Consider the following 24,218-nt stretch of genomic DNA (forward strand, 5'->3'; position numbering starts at 1 on the left):
GGCTTTCTTTCAATCTGTTTTTACTTTGCTTAGATCACACCTTCGGTTTTACTTTAGTTACTAACCTCAGAAAGTAGATTGTAGAGCACTTGCACCATTTGTGCCCGTGTTGAGCTATTAGTAGGATTCATTTTTCCTTAACTGCCAGATACGATACCCGCCGAAACGAAAGTCTGTATTGGATCTTTTGCATAGTCTGCAATCGCTCCCGCATCGCTGAAGTCTTCAAGAACATCTCCGGATTTTTCTGCTGGTAGTTCACCTAACACTTGTAGTGCGTTATAAAGAAGTGTGAACATATCCTGCCTTGTTATTTCCGCATTGGGTGCATACAAATTGTGGTTCTGGTGCAAACTTTATCCATATATGATAAAGTTTGCACCAGAACCATAAATTTAATACTATGATATAAACAGAAGGCTTATAGACATATGAAGGCTATCTTGACTCATTCGCATTGTCCACATAAACTAGGTATTCATTCGTTGGAGAGCAAAACTCCTTCAGCTTTTTTTGATTTCCGCACTATTGGTTTATTCCACTACAAAACACCTCATTAATCAATTAATAACAGACGCTTGGTTGTATAATCAAGCAATATAAAATATTGGGGTGCCTTCTCGATTTACGAGTTGACACCCCAACATTTATTTATGAACCTATAAAAAATCATTCCTACTTATTTTTACATCAATCTTCTGGGTAATACTCTGACTAATTACCTTTTTTATTTCTCAAAAAGGTTTATCAACATAGCAGCCGCCTCAGCGCGAGAAGTATTTCCTGTTGGATCAAGTATACCACTACCTTTTCCATTAATTATTCTTGATCCTACAGCCCATTTAATAGCGTTGCGCGCATAGGCTGAAGTCCTGTTGGCATCTGTGAATTTTGATAAATCATCACTAGCACTCAAGTCATATCCTTTATATACTGCATAATGCTGAAACATAACGGCGAGTTGCTCTCGTGTGATATTATCATTAGGCCCAAAAATATCTTCTCCGTATCCTTCCACAATCCCATGCTCAGCTGCCCATGCAACTCCAGCATTGTAGTATTTATCCGTGGACACATCTTTGAAGCCATGAACTCCCGCTGTTTGTTTTCCATCTATAGTCCACAGTACTGTAACAAACATACCACGACTTATAGCTGCATTAGGACTAAAACTATTCACAGAAGTACCTGTAAACCAGCCTCTATCATAAGCCGTCATGACCGGTCCATAATACCAGGTGCTCTCTGGCACATCCGTAAATTCAAATGCCTCAATCTTTTTAAACGTAGCAGAAAGCATATGATTTGATCCCACTTTTATAAACTCGTAAGAATTGACTACGCCCACGCTCTTGTCGTCTACCTTAATGTCATTAATTGCATATCCTTCATTAGGTATAATGTTAAATGTAGCATTTTCCCCAGATTTTACACTAACGCCCTTTACTGCTTCGATGCTACCACCTTTGCCGGCAGTAGTGGTGATAGTGTAGGTTCTTGAGGAAGAACTTCCACCGCCGCTACTACTAGATGTTGGTGCTGCTACTACCACCTCTACGCTTGCCGTGAGTGCTCCTGGGTTTGCAAAATCTGCTGGTATTGCTCCCAAGGTAGCGGTAAATGTATAACTTCCTACAACAGACGGATCATAACTATCGGTATCCACCCATGTTGTTACAGGAACGGTTACCGCACTTGTATTTGCGCTCACCATTGTAGGTAGTACGTCAATTACGGCTGTGGCGTCTGCATACGTTGCTGAGCCTGCCATTCCGGCGTTTACATCCGCAATGGCATCAAAGGCTGTGATGTCTACGGGTGCTGCTACTACCACCTCTACGCTTGCCGTGAGTGCTCCTGGGTTTGCAAAATCTGCTGGTATTGCTCCCAAGGTAGCGGTAAATGTATAACTTCCTACAACAGACGGATCATAACTATCGGTATCCACCCATGTTGTTACAGGAACGGTTACCGCACTTGTATTTGCGCTCACCATTGTAGGTAGTACGTCAATTACGGCTGTGGCGTCTGCATACGTTGCTGAGCCTGCCATTCCGGCGTTTACATCCGCAATGGCATCAAAGGCTGTGATGTCTACGGGTGATGCTACTACCACCTCTACGCTTGCCGTGAGTGCTCCTGGGTTTGCAAAACCTGCTGGTATTGCTCCCAAGGTAGCGGTAAATGTATAACTTCCTACAACAGACGGATCATAACTATCGGTATCCACCCATGTTGTTACAGGAACGGTTACCGCACTTGTATTTGCGCTCACCATTGTAGGTAGTACGTCAATTACGGCTGTGGCGTCTGCATACGTTGCTGAGCCTGCCATTCCGGCGTTTACATCCGCAATGGCATCAAAGGCTGTGATGTCTACGGGTGCTGCTACTACCACCTCTACGCTTGCCGTGAGTGCTCCTGGGTTTGCAAAATCTGCTGGTATTGCTCCCAAGGTAGCGGTAAATGTATAACTTCCTACAACAGACGGATCATAACTATCGGTATCCACCCATGTTGTTACAGGAACGGTTACCGCACTTGTATTTGCGCTCACCATTGTAGGTAGTACGTCAATTACGGCTGTGGCGTCTGCATACGTTGCTGAGCCTGCCATTCCGGCGTTTACATCCGCAATGGCATCAAAGGCTGTGATGTCTACGGGTGATGCTACTACCACCTCTACGCTTGCCGTGAGTGCTCCTGGGTTTGCAAAACCTGCTGGAATTGCTCCCAAGGTAGCGGTAAATGTATAACTTCCTACAACAGACGGATCATAACTATCGGTATCCACCCATGTTGTTACGGGAACGGTCACTGCACTTGTATTTGCGCTCACCATTGTAGGTAGTACGTCAATTACAGCTGTGGCGTCTGCATACGTTGCTGAGCCTGCCGTTCCGGCGTTTACATCCGCAATGGCATCAAAGGCTGTGATGTCTACTAATGTTGCTCCTCCAGTTACTGTAATTGAACCCGCAACGGATTCTCCTAATGGTTCCGAAGTGTCTCCACCAGCAGACGCTGTTACGTTCGTAATTGTAATCGGATACGTCCCGTTTACAGCACCACTTTTTATGGTAAACTTAATTCCCACAAGATTCACTACCTGCCCTGCAGCCCCAGCTGGAATTGATTCACCTCCGCCACGCGCAAGAACAATATTAATATACCCAAGACTATTAAATATTCCCACGGTAGGTTCACTACCTAAATTTAGTCCACTTGTTGGAACAATTCCATCTTCTCTACCATCAAAGTCGCTATCGCTTTCATCAATTTCAAATTGGTCTTTATCATAATTAACCGTAAATTGCATTCCAGCTAACCCGACACCATCATTCATAGTAAAATCAATTTGTACTTCTTCTCCTATCGTACCAGTTCCATTTGAAGCGGCAGCCCTCTGCGCTAGTGTTGCAGCAGCCTCATCTACAGGGATACTAATAAAAGCCAAAGATACGGCTAACATTACTGCAAAAAATTTGCTTGAAAACTTATTCTTAACATTCATAATTTTCATCCTCTCTTTAATAGTAGTTTAGTTATAAACTGTTATTCAACTGGAAATTGGGGTAAAGTTCCTACTATGTATTTAGAAATCAAAACATAATCTACTATATCTATTTTGGCATCACCGTTGACATCCGCAACTAGTACTTGGTCATCGCTAAAGGTATAAGTTCCCGCAATATACTTTGCAACTGAAATGAGGTCGACAACATCAATAATCTTGTCGCCATTCACATCACCATACATGTTTACTAACTCCTCGCCGATAATGCCACTGGAAGCAGAAATATTTCCGGTCTGAACATTGCTCGTGATTTCGCAAGTAAGTGTTTTACCTATGTCATCTTCTTGTATAGTATAAATCTCATCACTCCCTAGAACCTCGCTATCTTCTTCTCTAGACCATTCATAGGTTAGAGACCCTGTGTTATTACTATCACTAAGAATAACATTGATCTTTTCCCCATAATTCTGCGTTCCTAATATTGTAACGGTTCCGTTCAATTCTAACGGTGCATCAATTGTGACTGTCTTACTCTCAAACTTACTGCTATCGAAATTAGAAATACCAGTTATAGTAATAGTAGCCGCCGTTTCATCTTCGCCGACAACTAGCATTCCAACGCTTACCATTTCTTCAATGGAAGGCTCAAAATACATACCTCTGTGTTCGATAAAGGTATTTTCACTATCATTTCCAGTCACCTTCCAGTTTACTGACGGATCAAAATCTCCGTGACCAAAAACATATGCTTCTACTTTTTGTGCTGCCCCTGGTTGCATATTATTACTATCAGGGTAAACGAAAAAATAATTAATTTCATTAGGTGCAAGCACCCAGTTTATGGTGAATTCATTGCTATAATAGTCCACTCCATCAATTTTGTAATATAATCTGAAGGTTTTTGTGCCCACTGTATCACTAGGCATATTTAGGTCATGAAATCCTGGTGCTTTATCTGCTTCTTTCATTGAAATGTCGTCCCAAACTTCGCCATTCTTTACTTGAATACAAGCATAGTCTAACGAGCCTTCATAAGAAATACCATATGTGTACCTAGCCCCTGTTGAATTATCTTTGCTTGTATACGATGTGTAACCTACTGGTTGAGTTTGAAATGGGCTGTATGTGAAATTCGGTTTAAGTTCTACAGTTTTGTTTGGCATAGTAAATTTAGCGAAAGCGCTATTTATTGTGCCTTCTACAAAAACCAATTCATCCACGCCTTCAACCAACCATTTATCAAAGCACATGCCTGAGCCTGCAGGATCTGCATGAATAAAAACAGTATCTCCTTCCGTATAATTTCCACTGCCACCTCCATTTTCGACAAGTACATAATGTGTCTCAAGAGGAGGAACGCCCCAATCAACCGTAAATTCCTCACTGTAGCTCTCTACATACGGCGTTTGTAGCCATAGTCTGTAGGTCTTTTCCCCAGCCACATCGCACGTGAAATAGTCGGTGTGCACTCCAGGTTGCGCTTCCACCCACTTAACTCTCTCCCACTCGGTTCCATTGTATACTTGAAGTGAACATTGGCTATATGTTACGCTATTCCAATAATGCATTTCCCAATTAAAAGCAAGTGGTTTTCCAGCTACCGCCTCTCCGTCTACTTCAGGATGTTTTGTAAAAAAGGTTTCCTCCCAATTTCCATTTATAACTACATCTTTGGCTGGCATAATAAATTTAATTATAGGGCTAGAAGCACCCTCCAAAATAACCAGATCATCATCATCAATATCCCAGCCCCTAAATATCTGATAAGGGCTATCGCTATGGTAGGGATTTGGGGATGACGTAAGAGTAATAATATCTCCCGCAAGGTGATAACCTGGAGGTGAAAAAGACCCACTATTTGTACTAGCTCTGTAAGATTCACAACCTATATACTTGTTAATCCTGTAGCCATCTTCTTCGTAAGGCCATCTGGCAAACACTTTAGTCGTGTCCTCCACATGCACATTAACAGGATCAGTGGCATTAGCTAGCACGGTAAGCGTCATTGTCCCAATATTTGCAAGTTGAGCACCACTACCGAGTCCTTCCGTTATTAATGTTTGGCTATCAGAGAATGTCCCAGCAGATTTTATTGTCACATCCCCAGTGGTATCAATAATAATACTATCTGGCGCATATACTCCCTTCGTAATCCCACCATTGAGGTTAGTCTCCAATGAGGAGTTTTCGTCAACACGGAATATCTTGGCATAAATCCCATATATTCTATATGGATGATTGTTTGGACTTAATGACCTTATGCTAACCCGAGCCTTTCCTGTGATATTTACCCCGATTGGAGATGAGCAGTCAATCCCCTTTGCTATATTATTAGAGCTCGATACTGAGATATCAAGTTTGGCATCCTCTTCAGCAGTAATCGTAAGCTTACCGGTTTCGACAAGCACACCATAAACTAAGCCAGAACTATTATTAGTAATCGTATTATTACCTTTTAATTTGACTGTTAAAGAACGGGACTGATCCCCTCTTCTGGTTTCAAGCATAATACTGCCACCGTAATAATTATATAGAGTTAATGCTTCTTCCCCAAGTTCAGCGGTGCAAGTACTACCATTCAATACGCCTGATTTGCTGCGAACTCCGTTTACAAGATATTTGTACTCACTGTTAAGTTCTTGCCCATTGATGATAACATGGTCTGTATACTCTCCCGCATATGCCGGCATAGCTGGCACCATCGTTAGCACCATACACAGTGTGAGTATAATACCTAGCATCCGTTTTATCCCGTGCCCTGTCATTTTTTTCATAAGTATCTCCTCCTTATTCTTCTAACAAATTTATACTCAGCCATGATTTCCTGCTCAACTATAAAGATATTAATTTCGATACCAAATAGTCAATGGGCACATCATAAAATACAAAATCATCGATTTGCTTCACCCACTTAGCTTCCACTACCTGCTGGACACTTTTGTCATTTTGTTCCGAACACATGAGAAGCAATTTACATTCTGGCGCATCTTTACGTAACTCCTTGCATATTGTCAAACAATAAGACATATCATAGAGACCAGATTCTGCAACTTCAATAAGTGCAATTTTAGCAGTGTAACGGCGAATCACATCCGTAGCCTGATGATAGTCAGGCTCAAACATTAAGTGGATATCGAGACTATCTTGAAACCTATCCATCAAACCCTGAACAATCGCCATACGGCTCATTAACAACATAATATTGGGCAATGTTTGACCCTCCTAACTATTTTATTTTTAATATATCGTTTATTGTTTTTTTTAGCCCTAGCCGTAACGGCTAGTCTTTAAAAATAAGCATAAAAAATAGGTCTGCCACAAACCTGTTTTTTACTTACTTTTTATAAATTTTCATTAAACGGTTTTCTATTTAATATAGAGGGTTGATTAAACCATTTGAAATCATATAAAATGCTAAGTCAACGGTTTTCTTAAAACCTGTTTTTGCCAGCATATTAGATTTGTGATACTTTACCGTGTGTTCAGTGATGAAAAGCTCATCCGCAATTTCTTTGTTGGTCATATGCTTGCATAAAAGCCTCAATATTTCCATTTCCCTTTCAGTAAGTGGTGTTTCTCCCACCGCCGTATGAATAGTTTTTGGGACAGGGAAAAAGTTCTCACCTGCCATGACACCTTGAGCTACCCGCACAAAATAGTCAAGACTTTTGCTCTTGAAAACAAAAGCCTGCGCTCCTGCTTCTTTTGCCCTAGGAGCATACGTAATCTCATCAAACCCAGACATTACGATAATTTTAATATCTGGATACATTTCTCGAATGACTTGGGTTGCCTCAATCCCCGATGCGCCCCCTTCAGTGCAAACATCCATTAGAACCAAATCTGGTTCTAGTTTTCTACAATACAATTCGGCATGGTAAGCACTTTTCAAACTTCCACTAACGATAAAACTATTGGTGCTTGTCAGTGCTTGGGACAGTGAATCACACATTGATTCATGATCATCTACAATCAACACTTTATACATATAAGTCCCCTCCAGGTAAAACAACAGACAAAGTGAACAGTGGGTATTGAATGATATCCAGGTTACCACCTCGGGCACACACTTTTTTTCTCATGGATCCAATGCCACTACCTGTCGCAATTGGGACGGGTGATGTGTACCCATTGTTGGTTATTGTTAGATAATATGCTTGTTTTACTTTTTCAGACTTGATATTGATTTCTGTTGCTAAACCATGGCGGACAGCATTTGTGGCACCTTCCCTTATAATGTCAACAAAGATACAGGCTTGTTGCTCATTGTCTGGCAGTTGCCCGTCCACTTTTATCTCTACGCCGATTGCAGCGAAAATCTGCTGAATACTTTTTAGATCTTCTTTTGGCCCAGTTTTACTCTGTTCTGCTTTTAGTTCATCCAAAAGTCCTTTCGATAAGGATGTAAGCAAATCATAGTCTAGGCAATGCTCGTTCTGTATAATGCGAAGTAGTACCGAGAGACGTTGTCCCAAAATATCATGAACGCGCATCTTGGCCTTCTCAATTCCCTGTACCTTGCTAAAAATATGCAAATTGGCAATTGCATTTTTTAATTCATCACTTTTTCTACTAAGTTCTTGCGCTTGATTCTGTAACTTGACCGTCAATGCCCATTGTTTACTAACATCCGTCGCAGAAATATAAACATACTTTTTCCTTCGGAATAAAACATCCTTTTTTGTAAATATCCATGCTGTCCCATTCGGCAAAGGATAAATCATTTGACCCTCTAATTCTGCTTTTTTGTATCTCGCTTCATAAGGATCCGAGACAAGCAGATCATAAAACTGTATTGAGTTGCGAAATATTTTGCCTGTCATCGCAATCATCAATTTTCGCATTTGGTGATTGGCAAGCAGAATGTAGCCATCATTTTCAGAAAATAAAACGCCTGAGTGCAAGCTATTCACTGCCTGGACAATCGACAATGCAGAAATGCTTGTTTTTATTGCAATGAGACTGGATACACTAATTATAATGCTTCTAGCTAGAAATAAAATTAAAGCAGCAATAAAGAACCAAGAAAAAGCAGGGCCTAGTATTGACTCCATAATTGGCAAGGATATCACTGCGCCCGGTATAATAGAAAGAGGCAACAACTTTTTATCAAATCCACAGACAAGAATAACTAGAATTAAAATTAAGATAAAAACAAAGCTTCTAGTATTCTCATATCCTGACAGCACAACAAATCCATTTTTATAACCATTGATCACCTGACCATACATAATAGAAAAGACAAAAATCTCACATATTATAGCTATTTCAAGCAGTGTTTCTAAAGCTCGGGCAAATACATCGCTGAGACGATAATAAGTCAACACCATAGCCAGAGTTTGACTCAAAATACAAACCCCAAGTAGAAAAGTAATTAAGAGCCGGGCAATCCATGAAAAAGTGTAAAATTCAATCATATGCGACACCACCTTTTGGAAAGGAAATGCTGATACCTATGGTATCATCTACATCCTTCGTGACAATCTCACCCTTTTCCGCTGTAATCGCAACAATGAGTTTTGATTCTGGATTGATAAATCCGATATCTTCTGACGGCAAAAGTCCCATGGTAAGGAATCCTTCATCGATTCTCAAATGTGCAATAATATATGGGCAACCTTTTTGGACGGCCAAATCAACCACCCAATAGAAAAAATCGTACAATAACGTAGCATGCCTAATTGCAATGCTTTCTTTTATTTCATTGCTGATTGCAATTTGTACATTCGAATAATATGTTATTTCTGAAAGTTCCTTAATATGAATAATTAATTCACCGGAATCGGTGGTAGCGTTTGCCTTCTCTTTGAAAAATAAATTGCAACGACGTTTTATATAGCAAAGTAATAAAGCAATTCGTGTGATTTCCTGAGATGGATTTTCAGCGAAAGCTAATTTTTCTATCATAGTTGATAATTGTATTATATGTTCATCAATTTCGCCCCCCAACTGTTCCATCAAATCTTTTTTCGCATTTTTTTCATTAGTCATTCGCTTTAGCTTTTCTTCCTCAGCGAGCATGACGTTAGCGTCTTTCAACATTTGTGTTGACTTCTGAATTTCCTTTTGTAATTGGCGTAGTTTGCGAATATCCTCCTGCCAGAGAGCATAGCCACCCGGAATTGGGTTCGCAAATAACAAAGAATCATCCTTCTGAAGGATTGGGGCCGGCGTTGAAGCCAACACTTTGTCAAGATCATCCATATTGATGGATACGGCAGATGCTGACATCAATATTACATCTTTATCTTGGTTGATAATTTGTAGTTTAAGAGGTGAGCGTGTGAAAATATCGATATATTTCGTGTTGACTGGAATCAGACCCGAACGAATGCAAGTTTCAAATAAAAGCATTGCAAAAATTCCTGTAACAATGGTAAGGTCGGTTGCATAAACAAACGGGAAACGGGTAATATATAGATAATTATATACACCAAAGGTTAATAAAATAGTAAGAGGGAAAAGGAATCTTTTTTTTCTCGGATTTCTTAGACTTTTTTGTACAAGAATAACAAACACGGCAACAAGATTCGCCATGCAAACAAATAGCACTGTATAGTACCCAATGCCATAGCCGTAATTTATATCCCAATCCGGACGATTTAATTCTAAATGGAATACCAATCCATGAAGGTCATTGGTGAATACAAGAACCAGCAAAAACCCGATGCATATTGCCATCACCCGCCACCATTTTGGAGGACACGTTTCATTTTTCGGCTTATCAATAGACCATGCCATCCATAATAATACTAGGGGCAATGATAATTGAAATATATAATACGAGTACCATAGATATCGACTAAGAATTGGAACTGCTAGAACCTGATATTTTATGAGACGAACCAGTATCCACCCGTTTAAAATAATTCCAGTGAATAAAGCAGCATATGTAATCCCTTTCTGCATAGACCGGATCATAATCGCCACTACCCAGATTGTCACTATAATAATGTAAATTAAAGCGAAAAACAGGTGTTCTCGCTGGTCTATGGACATATATATTCGGGCTTTCAGAACGTTTCTTTCCATGAGGCAACTCGCATTTTGAGTGGCTTTCGAAAAGTAATTGTAATCATCCACTCTTATAGCCGGGCGATAGGCTCTTTCATCCGGATATATTGTAAGATTACTTTCTCCATCTAATAAACGTAAGTTTGCTGCAAGCAATACTTGGTTTACATCTCCAGAAAAGTTAAGATCTTCATTTGAAAGTAAACCCTTTTCGTATGTCAGTGTCCCCTCTTCAGGGACGATAATTTGAAGATTGCGCCCCTTTTCCATAAGATTAACCGCTTGATAATCGTAGCAAATAATTATAGGAGCCTCGAATGAATTGATTTTAAGAAGGTGTCTTTCTTGAAGTGAAGTCAACAGGTTAATGGGCTTTGTCAAAGTATAATGCCCACCTTCCAAGCCGTATGCCATCGCAGCCAGCAACATTTGTACATTTCCTGGCGTATCAGAAAAGCCTACTTCCTGTTGGGTAGCCAACAAATCATTCCAACTAGTAACATCAGCATCCGTTTGATTGCGATCCACAGCTATAACCACGGTGGCAAGGTACTGCGGATACCAATGATTTGCAATTCCCGTTCCAATTGCGCCAGCAGCTTGCGTATCAAAAGCTTCTGCAACGGCACCATTGTCTAATATATAATATGCATTGTTATCCGATAGCCCAGTCGTATATTTCGGTAAGATTTGTTCCACTACTTTTGGGTATAGTGAATAATCATCCAAGGTAAATAATATTGAATCAGACTTTAATTCTTTTGAGCAGCCAGAAAGAATATTAGCGACGATTAGGATGATCACGAAACCAATGAGTTTCATTGGTTGCTTTGTACACTGTGCAAGGCAAGCTTTCAAAAAAACACCCCCTACAATGATGACCTCTTAAAGTAAACTACTTTCATACCGGTATTCTAGCCATGTAAAACCCGAAAATGGTTTTTGTGCCGATGTCAAAAGGCTGCCATCTTTGCAAACAAGTATTTCAGCGAAACATCATAAAACACAAAATCATCGATAATCTTCTTTGCTTTTGCTTCCGTTACCATTTTACAATTTGCTTTATCATATTGCGAAATAAGCAACAAAAGATGACAATTTGGCAAACGATGATACAAGTCTTCACAAAATGCCAACACTGTCATTTCTTCTGTATTACAATCTATTCCATCTCGCAAGGCTACATCAATCAAAGCAATGTCAATGTCAAAGATTTCTGCATCCAGCAAAGCCTGTTTCGAGTTAAGCAATAAAATAAACTCGAATTTCAAGTCTGGCATAGCTCTTACCGCAACAGCAAGGCTTTGTGCAAGTATTTTATTGGTCGTTATTAAAGCAATTTTTTTCATTCTATCGCCTCTCTACATTTTAGCACTAGCTCGATTCAATGCTTGTAGCTTTTTCAGCAGATACAATATATCATGAAGACTACTGAATTACACTAGCCGCTAGGGATAGTTATTGGCGATTGCAAATTAGTAAATATTTCTATCATACAAAATTAATTAGAATTGATTAGGTTAGAAAATGGAATATGAAAGTGTCCAACCCAAAAGCCATGTATGGTTAATTTGTAAGAACACTTTTTATATGAATACTAGGACACAATACAAACTCAATATATCACAGCAGTAAGGATTATCGTTTCTGGTGCAAAGATTGCTTGTAAAATCCACAGCATTATTGGCTTAGTAATATTGCCCACTATTATTGAGTCTGTCAAGAAATTGGTGTAAACTTCCTTAAAGATTTTTCTTAACTCAATTCGTGGAAGGTCAAATACGTCCCTCGAAGTGAATTGCTAGCTGATTAATAATTTTACCCCAGTCCCGAGTCCTCATAGTCCATTTCTTGGTTATATCAATCATTGCCAGATACAGCATTTTCAACAGGGCATCATCGGTTGGAAACACACTCTTGGATTTCGTGACTTTGCGTAGCTGGCGGTTAAAGCTTTCGATGGCGTTTGTTGTGTATATCATCCTTCTGATTTCAGCCGGATACTCGAACATTGTTGCTACTTCATCCCAGTTGTCTTTCCAAGGTTTTACCGCGATATAATACTTCTCGCCCCACTTGTCTTCTAAATCTTGTAGAGCGTTCAAAGCGGAATCTTCGTTGATTGCTTTGTAGATTGGTTTAAGATCATTGACGAATGCTTTACGGTCCTTCCAGGACAGGTATTTCGTTGAATTGCGAATCATATGAACGATGCACCGCTGAATTCTGGTGTCTGGATAAACAGCCTGTATTGCTTCTTTAAAGCCATTCAGTCCATCGATAGACACTATCAGCACATCCTTAACACCACGATGCTGCAAATCAGTTAACACTTTAAGCCAAAATTTACTGGTCTCATTTTCTCCGACCCACATACCTACAACGTCCTTTTTACCGTCCAAATCAATACCTAGTATGATGTAGACTGCTTTGTTGACTATCTTTCCATCCTGACGGACTTTGTAGTGGATGGCATCCATGATTAGGTGGGCATAAACCTCTTGTAGTGGGCGTTGCTGCCATTCCTTTATTACAGGTAATATTTTCTCAGTAATCTGTGAAATCATGGTTGGTGATACATCAATTCCGTAAAGGTTATGTAGATGATCCTGAATGTCTCTGACAGTCATCCCTTTGGCATACATGCTTATGACCTGGTCATCAATACTTGAAACATCACGTTGGTTTTTCTTAATGATTACAGGTTCAAAATCCCCATTACGGTCTCTAGGTATGTCAATTTCCATTTCTCCATAATCGGAACGAACCTTTTTAGAACGAATGCCGTTACGGCTGTTTGTAGTATCCTTGTTCTTATAGTCATACTTGCTATATCCGAGTTCATGATCCAGTTCAGCTTCCAGCATTTCTTGCATGATGTCTTTGAATTGTGCTTTTAGTAGGGACTGGATGTCTTTGACATCCTTAAGCTCGCCTTCTTTCATGAGTTCGCGGATCAGTTGTTTGTCGATGAGTTTTTTCTGGGCCATTATAGTGTTCCTCCTTGAAGATAGATTTAGTTTATACAATCTCAGGAGTTTACACCAATTATTTTACACCCTCCCTTAATATAGGTTTCGTCAGTTCTCCAACTATCATTTGTTTTCTTTAAATGCTTCCTAATCATCTTATTTATTATTGGTCCATACTGATGCACCCATCGCATTATGGTTGTGTGCCTAACTGTAAGTCCACGCTCTTCCATCATTTCTGCTATATTTCGATAACTCAATGGATATTTCAAATACCATCTAACCGTCAATAGTATTATTTCTTTCTGATATTGCTTACCTTTGAACATACAATTCAACTCTATTTTTATTATAGGAGTGAGTTTATCATATATTACTAAAGTTTGCACCAGAACCGATTTTCTTGTGCTTAACAATATTGCTTAACAATATTTACAGTTACTACTACTTTTTTACATTGCTTTTCACCAATTTCAAAACTGTCTCTATATGGCCGGAGTTTGGCCAACTGATGTCAGTTGATCAATTTCAAATCTTACGTTTGCGGAAACAGGTCAACAGCTTTCGAGGTTTGAGGCAATATTTCAATGCTTTTGCTGTTTGTGGAAACATATCAATACGATTTCTTCTCTTTTCCAGCGGAATCTACACAAAGATGATTCGAAAATTCAGGCTTAACTCTTAAAAATGAAGCTCTCCATTTTCCGGGTTTAATTACTAATTGACAATTATTTTTAGTTATCTTTAAAAGTTCCTGGTTCTCACATTAAAAGCCTTTTAAGCAACCTGATGGCCGTAAATAAAACAATCTATCCATTTTTTTCCATGGCAACTTAGGGTATTTTTCTTTAAATGTTATGACATCATTCAAAGAATTTATGTACCATTGTTGAATTGAGGAAATATGATCTTCGTCAGAAAGCATTTCTTTTAGTGATACTTTCTTCCACATTCCTGCCCATTTATCTTCATTTGTTAAGCCAAAACTCTTCCATATTGTATTGGTTCCAGTATATTCAGATACTGCATTAACAATTAATTTTCTTTGACTATGATATGGTTTTACTCCTACCACAACTCCTATATCAGGATATTTAGTATCAATAACCTTTCCTTCAAACCAATACCCTATGCCAATCCAGAACCAATCATCTTGGTTGCCCATGTAAATATACCTGCCCGTGGTTCTTAATTGGCTTTCCGCTGACGGCATGTTATATTTCATTCCGCTTATTTTATTAAACATTTCCTCTACTTTTCCGCCAAGACTTTCCTGAGCCATTTCTCTAACCCGATTCATATTCATCAATGCACTTATATCATTAATTGTAAATTTTCTGGACATACTTAATCCTCGTTCTTTCATGAATCTCAATATTTCTTTTATTACTTCGATGTCTTCATATGGTTTTAAAAACTGAAATACTTGCCACCATCTCAGTTGAATGAAATTCACTTCACTTGTATTGTTTGAAAGAAAATCTAAGTTTTCTTTGCTGTCGTAGTTCTTTGTTATATAAATTAAATAACAAGAACACATATTATTTTGACTTTTCTCTGACAAGTATGAGAAATATCTTTGTAATTGATTAGGGCCTTCTGCTGCATGAATTTTATTCTCCACAAATATTATTGATTGCTCCATGTTCTCATTTGTTAGCTTGATTGCTATATCTGGCCTGCTTTCTGAATTATTCAGCACGTATTGTGTTGATACCATTATGCTTTCTATTCCAATTACGCTTTGCATACTCCCGCATTCTTTTAGAAAAGACACCAAAATACCCCTGTGATTTTGAAATATGTATGCTATTAATTCTGTCATAAAATCCTCTTCAGGACTCCTGTTTTCTCTTCTCCTATATCTAAATAATCTAGTAAATAAAGACTCCATTCAATAGCACCTCTTTTTATACTTCATCTGCTCTTTCTTGTAATCAATCTAACTTAATCAGAATTTGCTAACCATTTTATTGTATATATATATTCTCCCCGTTTCTTTGATTTTTCTTGGTTGTCAGGTTTTCGATAAACTATCTAAAGAACAGCAGCCAGATGGGTTTTATCCATTCTGGCTGCTGTTCTAGTTAGATGCACTTATTTTGAAAGCAGATTATAGAGCATTTGTGCCATTTCTGCACGGGTAGTTGATGCGGTTGGATTCAACATACCATTACTGCCAGAAATCACTCCGCCTTCAATCAATGCACTCATCGCGTCCTGAGCCCAGGATGCCACTTGATTTACATCATCGAAATCTGATAATTGTTTGTCCCCGTATGCCTGAGGCAATTCCTCGATAACTTCAAGGGCATTGTAGAGCATCACAAACATTTCCTGCCTGGTAATCGCCTGTTCCGGCGCAAACATGTTGTTTCCTATACCATTTACTATCCCAAGCGATTTTGCCTCAAGCAGGTAATTTGTATAATAGGTACTGCCTGCATCTACAAAATTTGTGGTTCCTTCCTCAGTGAAATCCGCGCTAATCCCGTAAGCGTTCATCAGCAATACGATGAACTGCCCTCTGGTTAGTTTGGTCTCAGGGCTGAATACTCCTTGACCGGTTCCCGAAGTGATCTCGCGTGCCGCAATGAAATCGATCGCATTCTTATACCACGTATCAGCAGCGACATCATTAAAGCTTATCGGGTTATAACCGATGACAAAATTAGAGAAATGTGTAGTTTTGAATACAACCGCTTTCAAATTAGCATCATAGCGCCCTCTGACAGCTATCAGCTTACCATCGTCAGACAAGTAGTAAATAACCACCGTGTTTGGATTTTCACCTGTCTGAAGTTCGTAAGGAATTGTTACTGTCGCATGTCCCCCATTGAAGTGGGAAACCTGAGTATCTCCATTCATGACGCTTATATTATATACAGGTCTTCCTTTTGTTTTTGCCTTATCTGCTTCTATCAGGGAGTCATTATCGATAATGCCTGCCGATATTACTACCGTTCCGCCACTTTCAGCAGATGAGATGGTATTAAGGGCTTTCTCCTCAAAAACAATCGAAATAAAGGGTGAAGTTATGGACAAACTAGCATCCGTTTTATTAATTATTCTTGCCAAATCCGCTTGAAGAATATCTACTTTTAATTCTTTAGTCCTTGCCGTTGTTTCAACTACAAGATCAATCCTATCATTCTTGAGCGCACCTCCATGAGAAGAGATTTTGTCTAGAAGCGCCTCTACGATTGCAGTGCTTGCTGTAGCAGAAGTGGTTCCGGAAGTTGTGGTAGGAGAAAGCTCTGTACTATTTGTGGTTGAATTATTATTTTCTTCCGTGATAACGACAATTGTTGGTGCAGTATAGGAGCTACCACCTCCACTTGGAACAGGTGCTTCCCATAATACACTAGATAACGTAGGATAGTTCCCAATATTTTGATCCCATATTAATAGTGTTGTATCGGCAATTGTATTCAATGCAGTATTTAGAGTGCTCTTAAAATTTGTAGACTTCATTTCAACTTCAGCTATTTTCCCTTTGGCTGAAGTATTATCGTCATTACCAACTTGATTGTCAGCTCCACATGAGTCAAGCCAATAGGAATCGGAGATTGTATTCACACCCTCACTATGACCTAAAATACCACCGACATTAACAGTACCATCTATTTCTTCAGTATATGCGTCAATTGTGCCAACATTATAAGAAACGGATATTGTTGAATTATATTGCAACTGCCCCGCGATACCTCCTGCGTTGTTTAGATAACCACCTGTCGCTGAAATGTTACTAGTGGAAGAAGTGTAGCAGTTAATTATGGAAGCATCTTCATTTAAGTTACCCGCGATTCCCCCAGCATTTGATCTAATGTTTATATTGATCCCATAAGGAATTGTCGTTGATAAAACAATTCCCCCTTCATAATAACAATTTTGAATAATGCCGTCACGAGCATACCCAACAATACCGCCCGCATGAGCACCAATATTGCTATTAAGGTTATTGGATTCAGCAGTGGCGGTAACATCCCCAGTGAAAGAACAATTGTCGATTATAGGTCTTTCTCCTCCATTATCACTGAACATTGAAGCTGCGATACCACCAGCCATAGAGCTTGAGGCATAATAGACTACGCTATAACTTACATTCCCGGATACATTAAGGTTTTTAACAACCGAAGCTCCCTTGAGGGCACCAAATAATCCTCCACTTTTATTAGTATTGACTGCATTTTGGTTTACCTCCAGGTTAGTTATAGAGTGATGATTTCCCTCATAAATTCCCCTAAAAGGATTATCATAAGTAAGACCTATCGGGGACCAATCTATTCCTGTGAGATCGATGTCATTCATTTGAAGGTAATGTTGATCCAAATGACTATTTATATGCGCCAGCTGCGCGGCATTCGTTACATGATAATACGTTTCGCCGTCAATTATACTATATTGAGTAAAGCCTCCGTCTTCCAAGGATGTGGAACAGCCATCGATTAGGCAGGTGCCTATTCTAACCATTACCGAACTTGTACCGTCCGTATATAAATAATAACCGTTACCGTTAATAGTAAAGCTGTCTTCCGTCATTACGGCGTCGCCGGCTTTTGTGTAGTTTGCCGGATCAGCAGCTGTAATAGTACCGTAAACCGAGATCTGGGCGCCACCAAAGGCATACGCGCCCCAATAGGCAGTGTCGGTTGTTGTTGTGTTTTGCTTGATGAGGACGGTTGTGCCTTCGCCCCAGGCATAAGGACCGTAGGGACTTATCACATCTCCATCAACTACTATATCCGCATCGCTGTAAGCATAAATACCCTCCCAACGGTTTGCTGTTACATTGCCCATGACATGGACAGAGCCGCCTCCAGAACCGCCAACAATTCCTCTTGTTTCACTTTGTACATTTCCGTGAATGACCGCCGTGCCAGAGGAACCTATCTCAACACCGTTTCCGCTTGAAGAAGATATATTGCCTTCAATTGTAGCGACAGTGCCGTCTCCTTGAACAGTAATTCCATTAAGGCTATAAATGTCACCCAGTACATGAGCTGAAGATCCGCTGGAAAGATGCAGTCCTTCTCCGATATAGCTCAATACTTTGATATCACCCTTTACTGTTACAGAACCGCCGTTTTCGCCGATGATTCCATAACCATTGAGACTGTTGCTGGTGGTGGGGTCAAGAATGGAAGAAACCGTTGCCCTTCCGCCATTGATGGCCTTCAAGCCGACATATCCGGTTACAATATTCAATTCCCCACCATTCGTATCGTCGATGGTAAGTGTACCGCCATCGACTTTTAGTGATCCCTCAGCCCCGGTACGGCCCACATCCAGTTTATACGTATCCAAATCAAAGTGGAGATCAGTATCCGTTAAAACGATGTCATTTACATAGCGAATATCAGCCAAAAGAGTGATGGTGTCACCACTCTCGGCATCAGCCAGAGCGTCTTCTAGGAATAGATACGGCATGCCGTTAAGGGCGCAAACTTCCTGCCTGGCCTGTACTGTAGCGGTGCCGTCGGTATAAATATAATAGTTGTTCTCAAGGGTGGTGTATTCCTCTTCTTCTTTTATAAGAGCGCCTACTTGCAGATAGTTCGTGGCGCAGATTCTTCCCATTACCGTGATTGCACTTTCAGAAACAGCACAGACTCCAATCCCACCCGTTCCCTGGGCATAAACATCTCCATGGATTGTCGCAGAGCTGGAACCGGAACCTTCTGCGTAGACTGCTGTTCCATTTTGTCCGTTAGCCGTTGCATTTCCAAGTACGGTTACCCTGCAATTGGGATCTAAAGCGTAAATAGCTTTTCCGGCTTCAGCGGTCGCAGTAGCATTGGTCACTTCTACCGAGGCTCCCTCACGGATGAAGGCACCAAATGTAGTGCCTGTAACATTCAAACTTCCCGTGCCAGAAATATCAAGATCGTGTCCGTAAGCATACAAAGCAATACCGGAGTCGTTGACCACATCAAGAGAAAATCCGTTTAAATTGATCCACGTGTCAGTAATCAAGCGTAACTCTCCGGCATAGTCGATATCAGTTAGTAATTTAAGCGTATCTTCATCTATCGCCGCGGCCACTAGCCCCTCGTCCAAGGTTTCGTATTGTACGCCGTCGACCTCGCAGACATAAGTTACATCCTTTACCCAGATAGTGCTTTGAGGATTCGCGCTGTCCCCCGTGTCCCGGAAGGTATAATATCCTTCCTTCGTGGTAGGCGTTATGCACTCTCCGGGCCCGGAGAAAATATCGCCGTTGACATAGGCATAGCTGTTGTTGATGGTATTTATTATTTCACCGTCTATGGTGACAAGACTACCGTAAACTCCGCTGTCGGCAAAAGCGCCTAAGCTGCCGGTGCCGATCAACGTGATATCACCTGTCACAGAGACGATTCCACCAGTAAGGGCAAAGACTCCATAACCGCTATCCGCGGAAACGTTTACGGACGTTGGTACATCAATGTTGATCTCACTGCCGTATCCGTTTGCATACAGACCGGCTAAACCAGGGTCGCCGGAAACCGATAAACTGACCGAGCCGCCACCCGCGCTGTCCGTGATGCTAAGTTTATATACCGAGGTCGCGTAGAGACAAGTCTGGTTTGTCGGCGCAACCGACAGCGAGTATCCATTAACATCAAGAGTATAAGACTTATTAGTCGCCGCAATCATTGCTTCATACGTAATGTCCGTCAGAAACTTTATAGTTTGACCTGAAGAGACTGCTGATAGCGCCACATCCAGGCTTGCATACTCAACTCCAGTCTCAACAATTTGGCAATTGTAATCTGGCGGTTGAGCATTTGCCGTAATCGGCATTGTTACAAAAAATGAAAACACCATAGCAACTGTAAGTATCCATGATAACGCTTTTTTACACATAATCTTCCCCTCCTTCATATTCGCAGATAATTTTTACACTTAGATTTTCTTTTAGTAAACTAACAAGCTTTTCAAAATCAATTTTCTCAGTAAAACTACCTTGATAATTTTTCTCCTCCGTTTGAATTTCAATCCCCGGGGATTTTTCATTTTTCAATATAATTGAAGTGATATTATTTGCCAGGATTATGATACTATCACTTTCTGTTTCCTTTGAGGATACTATCAATTTGTCCGTACCAATCAGCATCTCGTATGCTTTTGTCTCAAAAAAGCCAGTTTTCATTCGAATATCGAGAATCACCCATAATACCCCCATTAAATATATATTTAAAATTATAGAATACTTAAGGACTTTCATAAATAGCATTAGATAATTTGACACGGCCATTTTCTTGACACAAATCATGTCAATCGTATTGTTTTTCATCATTTCATATAGTAAAATATCACAAAGAGGTGATTTAATTTGCAATTTTATGAAAAGCTTGATTTTCTAATGAACATTTCAAATACAACCAACAGCGCTTTGTCGTTATATGTTAACCTTGACCCTTCCCATATCAGCCGTCTGCGGAGAGGGAAAAGAAGCGCCGTTAAGGATGAAAATTCTTTGCGCCTAATGGCGGAGTACTTTTCACGACGTTGTAGTGATGATTATCAACGCAAGGCTCTTGCGGACACGCTGGGTATAGATTTCCTTTTCCTTGATACATGCAATAGCTCCCAATACATAATGAGATGGTTAATGGATGAAAAGAATGAGGGTGCTAAAAAAATTGAGAATTTTTTAAACCAAATAACAAACATTTCTGCCCGACCTATAGCATCTGAACCTGCTAATTTCTTGCCGACGATTGCTTCCACAGCTGACACTCAAATTTACTTTGGGCTTGAAGGTAAAAGACTTGCTGTTGAGTATTTTCTTTCTGAAGTTCTTGCTCAGGAGCAATCACAAACCTTATTGCTTTACAGCGACGAGCCTACGGACTGGATAACTGCCAATAAGGAATTTGCGGCAAAATGGGCTGAGTTAATGGTGCAGGTGCTATCAAAAGGCAATCGAATAAAAATCATCCATACGGTAAGCCGTGACCTTGATGAGATGCTAAATGCCATAAGTCAGTGGATACCCCTTTATATGTCCGGCTTGATAGAGCCTTATTATTATCCAAAGAAAAAAGACGGTATTTTTAAGAGGACTCTTTTTATTGCTCCTAATACATCTGCAATTACATCAAGTACAACAGGGGATATGATAAACAAAGCGGCTAATTTTTATATTAAAAACAAGGAGGCTGTTTGGGCACTTACAGAAGAGTTTAATCAATACATAAGTTTGTGTAACCCCTTAATGAAGATTTTTACATCGTATGAAAAACCATCATATATCGATACTCTCCTAGAATTTGAAAAAGAAAAGGTCAACTGCATCATAATAACGGAATCTCTATCCTTATTAACAATGCCTGAAGCTGTCGCTTCCAGCTTCATACCTCGCATAATGGACAAGAATTTAAATTATTATGAGCTCGCAAAAAATAGAATGATAAGCTTTCAAAAACAGCTGCATGACAATTCATTTTTTGAAATTATTAGAATTTTTGACGGTGAAAAAATAAAAAACGGAGAAGTTAAGATTTCCTCCTCTTATATGTTGAGCGGAGAAGATGCATATTACACGCTGGAGGAATACACATCTCATTTGGAGAACATTCAGCACCTTATGAATACCTATCCAAACTTCAATGTATATTTAATTGAAAAACCCATAGAAATCCGATATATGGTTTACGTTAAGGAAAATCTTGGTGCGATTATTGCTAAAACCTCTGCGCCCTCCGTAGCATTTGCTTTTAATGAAAGTAACTTGACCGCTGTATTTTGGGATTATTTAAAATCCTTAATAGGCGAAAAAGCTTACCGGAATCCAAACAAAAATGTAAGTTCTGATAGACTTAGTGAATATATCAGTAGTTTAAAACAGTACCATAATCAGGAATTTAAAGACGAAAAACTCAAAAGATAAGCAGCTTATTCACGTTTCTATTCTAAAACTAGGATTTACTAAGTATATTTTTCCGGAATCGCGAGTCTGACAAGTAGCTAATAATCATTTAAGCCTTCTTCTCAATATACGTAATAGAATTAAGCCTACAACTGTTGTGGATCCCGCAAGGAGAAATGCAGGTGTAAATGACTGAGTAATATCCAATAGTTTGGAACCAATTAAACTTGTAAGAGCCCCTATGGCGAAGGCACTGAAGACAAGGCCATAATTCAATCCTAAATACTTTGTACCAAAACCTGATGACACAAGTACTGGAAACAGTGCAAATGTTGTGGCATATCCTACCCCTAGAAGCAAGGAGCATAATACAAGCAATACGAAATTCACTGCAACCCATGGCAGCAAAAGGAACACAATTGCCTGTACAATGTAAACAACTGTCATAATACGGATTACTCCGATACGATCGGACAAATAACCTACTATTGGTCGCCCAAAACCATTTGTTAATGCATAAGCAGATATTGCTGTAGCTGCTACGGCTGGTGCTAGCTTCAGCTCAATCTCTCCATAAGCAGGAATAAGACCAATAGCAGTTAATCCCCCACCAATTACCATAGCCAGTGCTGACCATAAGAGATAGAATTCAGGTGTTCTAATGAACCTTTCAGGAGAGACATCTTCAACCACTTTGATTGGGTCCATCTCCTCGTTTTGTGCCGATCCACTTAAGCTAGAAATATGATATCCTTTTGGCGGATTTTTCATTATCTGAGCGCCTACGAGAGCTACTGCTGCTACAAAAACCGAGAATACTTGAAAAGTTCCATCTACTCCTATACTGTTAATCATCAATCGTTGAAACGGTGAAAACACCACTGCAGCAAGCCCAAATCCCATAACCCCAGTTGACACAGCAAAGCCAGGTCGATCAGGATACCATTTGCGGGCAGTAGGAGCGATGCATGAATAAGTAAGTCCGCAGGCAATGCCTACAATAAATCCATATGAAAAGACTAACCAGCCAGGATAGGGAATCCATGGTAGAAACCCAGACAAAATGTAGCCAACAAAAAACAGCACCGCACCCCATGTTGCTACCTTTCTTGGTCCAATCTTATCTTGAATCCATCCAGCTGGAATCATTGTTATCGCGAAAACAACAATCAATACTGTGAATGGAAGAACAGCCTGTGTCGCAGTCCATCCCCAGTCCATTACCAAGGGAACAACGAAAGAACCCCAGGCGTAACTCATCCCCCCCATTAGAGAAAGTAGAAATCCCCCTAAAAGAATCGTCCACCGCCTGTGCTTTTCATGTTCCATATTGATCGTCGTTGGGTTCGGGTTTTCCTCTTGAAACAGCTTCACGATATCTCCTCTCATCATCAGATTGACGAATTCCTGATTCTAACATCACTAGCGTAGCATCTCAATTCCAAAAGTCTTTTAATTACTCACTTCTACATATAATTCAATTTTACTACCTACAAACCCTTTCAATAGGCGTAAAATACAGGTCGAAAGCACTTGCCTTTTTAGGTTCTGGTGCAAAGATTGCTTACAAAATCCACATCATCATTTGCTTAGTAATATTGCCCCCTATTATTCATTTTTTACATTGCTTCGGCCATTAATTTATTTATAAAATTCATCTCTAACAGGACAGAATCAACACCTTCAACCTGTCCTTTTCGAATCATATTCATTGCTTCAATACCCGTTAAGGTACTGCGGTGTAGTATTGGTTCAGGTATTGGATAGGGCTGAGATAGCCCAGTCTTTTCTGGGCTCTTGGACGGTTGCAGAAGACCTCAAAATATTCGAATATTGTCCTTCTGGCTTCCTCTCCAGT

At 39.9% G+C, this 24,218-nt stretch carries 15 protein-coding genes and 1 pseudogene; 1 reads left to right on the plus strand and 15 read right to left on the minus strand.

Annotated features, from left to right (window positions below):
- Positions 1-137: 137 nt before the first annotated feature.
- The 13 genes and pseudogenes from JR334_07410 to JR334_07470 form a co-directional block, all read right to left on the minus strand.
- Positions 138-353 (minus strand): S-layer homology domain-containing protein, encoded by a 216-nt coding sequence (locus tag JR334_07410; protein ID QRN84809.1) that lies wholly within the window; start codon positions 351-353, stop codon positions 138-140.
- Positions 354-727: 374 nt separating this feature from the next.
- Positions 728-3,514 (minus strand): S-layer homology domain-containing protein, encoded by a 2,787-nt coding sequence (locus tag JR334_07415; protein ID QRN84810.1) that lies wholly within the window; start codon positions 3,512-3,514, stop codon positions 728-730.
- A gap of 41 nt (positions 3,515-3,555) precedes the next feature.
- Positions 3,556-6,291, minus strand: coding sequence for a dockerin type I repeat-containing protein (locus tag JR334_07420; GenBank protein QRN84811.1), 2,736 nt, complete (start codon positions 6,289-6,291; stop codon positions 3,556-3,558).
- A gap of 58 nt (positions 6,292-6,349) precedes the next feature.
- On the minus strand, positions 6,350-6,706 hold the full coding sequence (locus tag JR334_07425) for a hypothetical protein (protein QRN84812.1): 357 nt from the start codon (positions 6,704-6,706) through the stop codon (positions 6,350-6,352).
- Positions 6,707-6,887: 181 nt separating this feature from the next.
- On the minus strand, positions 6,888-7,505 hold the full coding sequence (locus JR334_07430) for a response regulator transcription factor (protein ID QRN84813.1): 618 nt from the start codon (positions 7,503-7,505) through the stop codon (positions 6,888-6,890).
- Entirely contained in the window at positions 7,498-8,934 is a 1,437-nt protein-coding gene (locus JR334_07435; GenBank protein QRN84814.1) for a hypothetical protein, read from the minus strand. Before JR334_07435 ends, JR334_07430 begins: the two co-directional genes overlap by 8 nt.
- Positions 8,927-11,353, minus strand: a complete 2,427-nt coding sequence (locus JR334_07440) for an ABC transporter substrate-binding protein (protein ID QRN84815.1) — start codon at positions 11,351-11,353, stop codon at positions 8,927-8,929. Before JR334_07440 ends, JR334_07435 begins: the two co-directional genes overlap by 8 nt.
- 131 nt (positions 11,354-11,484) lie before the next feature.
- A complete protein-coding gene (locus tag JR334_07445) occupies positions 11,485-11,880 on the minus strand; it encodes a hypothetical protein (GenBank protein ID QRN84816.1) in 396 nt (131 codons plus the stop codon).
- A gap of 426 nt (positions 11,881-12,306) precedes the next feature.
- Positions 12,307-13,521 carry an IS256 family transposase gene (locus JR334_07450; protein ID QRN84817.1) on the minus strand — a complete coding sequence of 405 codons (1,215 nt, stop codon included), beginning with the start codon at positions 13,519-13,521 and terminating at the stop codon, positions 12,307-12,309.
- A 74-nt stretch (positions 13,522-13,595) separates the two neighbouring features.
- Positions 13,596-13,847: pseudogene (locus JR334_07455) on the minus strand (IS6 family transposase).
- 422 nt (positions 13,848-14,269) lie between these two features.
- A complete protein-coding gene (locus JR334_07460) occupies positions 14,270-15,328 on the minus strand; it encodes a PD-(D/E)XK nuclease family protein (GenBank protein QRN84818.1) in 1,059 nt (352 codons plus the stop codon).
- Between the two features lie 272 nt (positions 15,329-15,600).
- Complete coding sequence (locus JR334_07465) at positions 15,601-20,352, minus strand: S-layer homology domain-containing protein (GenBank protein ID QRN84819.1); 4,752 nt, start codon at positions 20,350-20,352, stop codon at positions 15,601-15,603.
- Entirely contained in the window at positions 20,345-20,656 is a 312-nt protein-coding gene (locus tag JR334_07470; GenBank protein QRN84820.1) for a hypothetical protein, read from the minus strand. The genes JR334_07465 and JR334_07470 overlap by 8 nt, the downstream gene beginning before the upstream one ends.
- Before the next feature lie 165 nt (positions 20,657-20,821).
- On the opposite strand from JR334_07470, the gene JR334_07475 reads away from it, so the two are divergent.
- Positions 20,822-22,381, plus strand: a complete 1,560-nt coding sequence (locus JR334_07475; GenBank protein QRN84821.1) for a transcriptional regulator — start codon at positions 20,822-20,824, stop codon at positions 22,379-22,381.
- An 84-nt stretch (positions 22,382-22,465) separates the two neighbouring features.
- Here the strand turns inward: JR334_07475 and JR334_07480 are convergent, their stop codons facing one another.
- Both JR334_07480 and JR334_07485 read right to left on the minus strand, forming a co-directional pair.
- Positions 22,466-23,752 (minus strand): OFA family MFS transporter, encoded by a 1,287-nt coding sequence (locus JR334_07480; GenBank protein ID QRN84822.1) that lies wholly within the window; start codon positions 23,750-23,752, stop codon positions 22,466-22,468.
- A 334-nt stretch (positions 23,753-24,086) separates the two neighbouring features.
- Positions 24,087-24,194 (minus strand): hypothetical protein, encoded by a 108-nt coding sequence (locus JR334_07485; protein ID QRN86885.1) that lies wholly within the window; start codon positions 24,192-24,194, stop codon positions 24,087-24,089.
- Positions 24,195-24,218: the final 24 nt, after the last annotated feature.

The organism is Clostridia bacterium, assembly GCA_016887505.1.
Classification (GTDB): Bacteria; Bacillota; TC1; order TC1; family UBA5767; genus UBA5767.

What these genes read in the sequence shown, in the direction of transcription:
- JR334_07415 (QRN84810.1), bottom strand. Translation starts at nt 3,514, where the DNA reads ATGAATGTTAAGAATAAGTTTTCAAGCAAATTTTTTGCAGTAATGTTA.
- JR334_07420 (QRN84811.1), bottom strand. Translation starts at nt 6,291, where the DNA reads ATGAAAAAAATGACAGGGCACGGGATAAAACGGATGCTAGGTATTATA.
- JR334_07425 (QRN84812.1), bottom strand. Translation starts at nt 6,706, where the DNA reads ATGAGCCGTATGGCGATTGTTCAGGGTTTGATGGATAGGTTTCAAGAT.
- JR334_07430 (QRN84813.1), bottom strand. Translation starts at nt 7,505, where the DNA reads ATGTATAAAGTGTTGATTGTAGATGATCATGAATCAATGTGTGATTCA.
- JR334_07435 (QRN84814.1), bottom strand. Translation starts at nt 8,934, where the DNA reads ATGATTGAATTTTACACTTTTTCATGGATTGCCCGGCTCTTAATTACT.
- JR334_07440 (QRN84815.1), bottom strand. Translation starts at nt 11,353, where the DNA reads ATGAAACTCATTGGTTTCGTGATCATCCTAATCGTCGCTAATATTCTT.
- JR334_07445 (QRN84816.1), bottom strand. Translation starts at nt 11,880, where the DNA reads ATGAAAAAAATTGCTTTAATAACGACCAATAAAATACTTGCACAAAGC.
- JR334_07450 (QRN84817.1), bottom strand. Translation starts at nt 13,521, where the DNA reads ATGGCCCAGAAAAAACTCATCGACAAACAACTGATCCGCGAACTCATG.
- JR334_07460 (QRN84818.1), bottom strand. Translation starts at nt 15,328, where the DNA reads ATGACAGAATTAATAGCATACATATTTCAAAATCACAGGGGTATTTTG.
- JR334_07465 (QRN84819.1), bottom strand. Translation starts at nt 20,352, where the DNA reads ATGTGTAAAAAAGCGTTATCATGGATACTTACAGTTGCTATGGTGTTT.
- JR334_07480 (QRN84822.1), bottom strand. Translation starts at nt 23,752, where the DNA reads ATGATGAGAGGAGATATCGTGAAGCTGTTTCAAGAGGAAAACCCGAAC.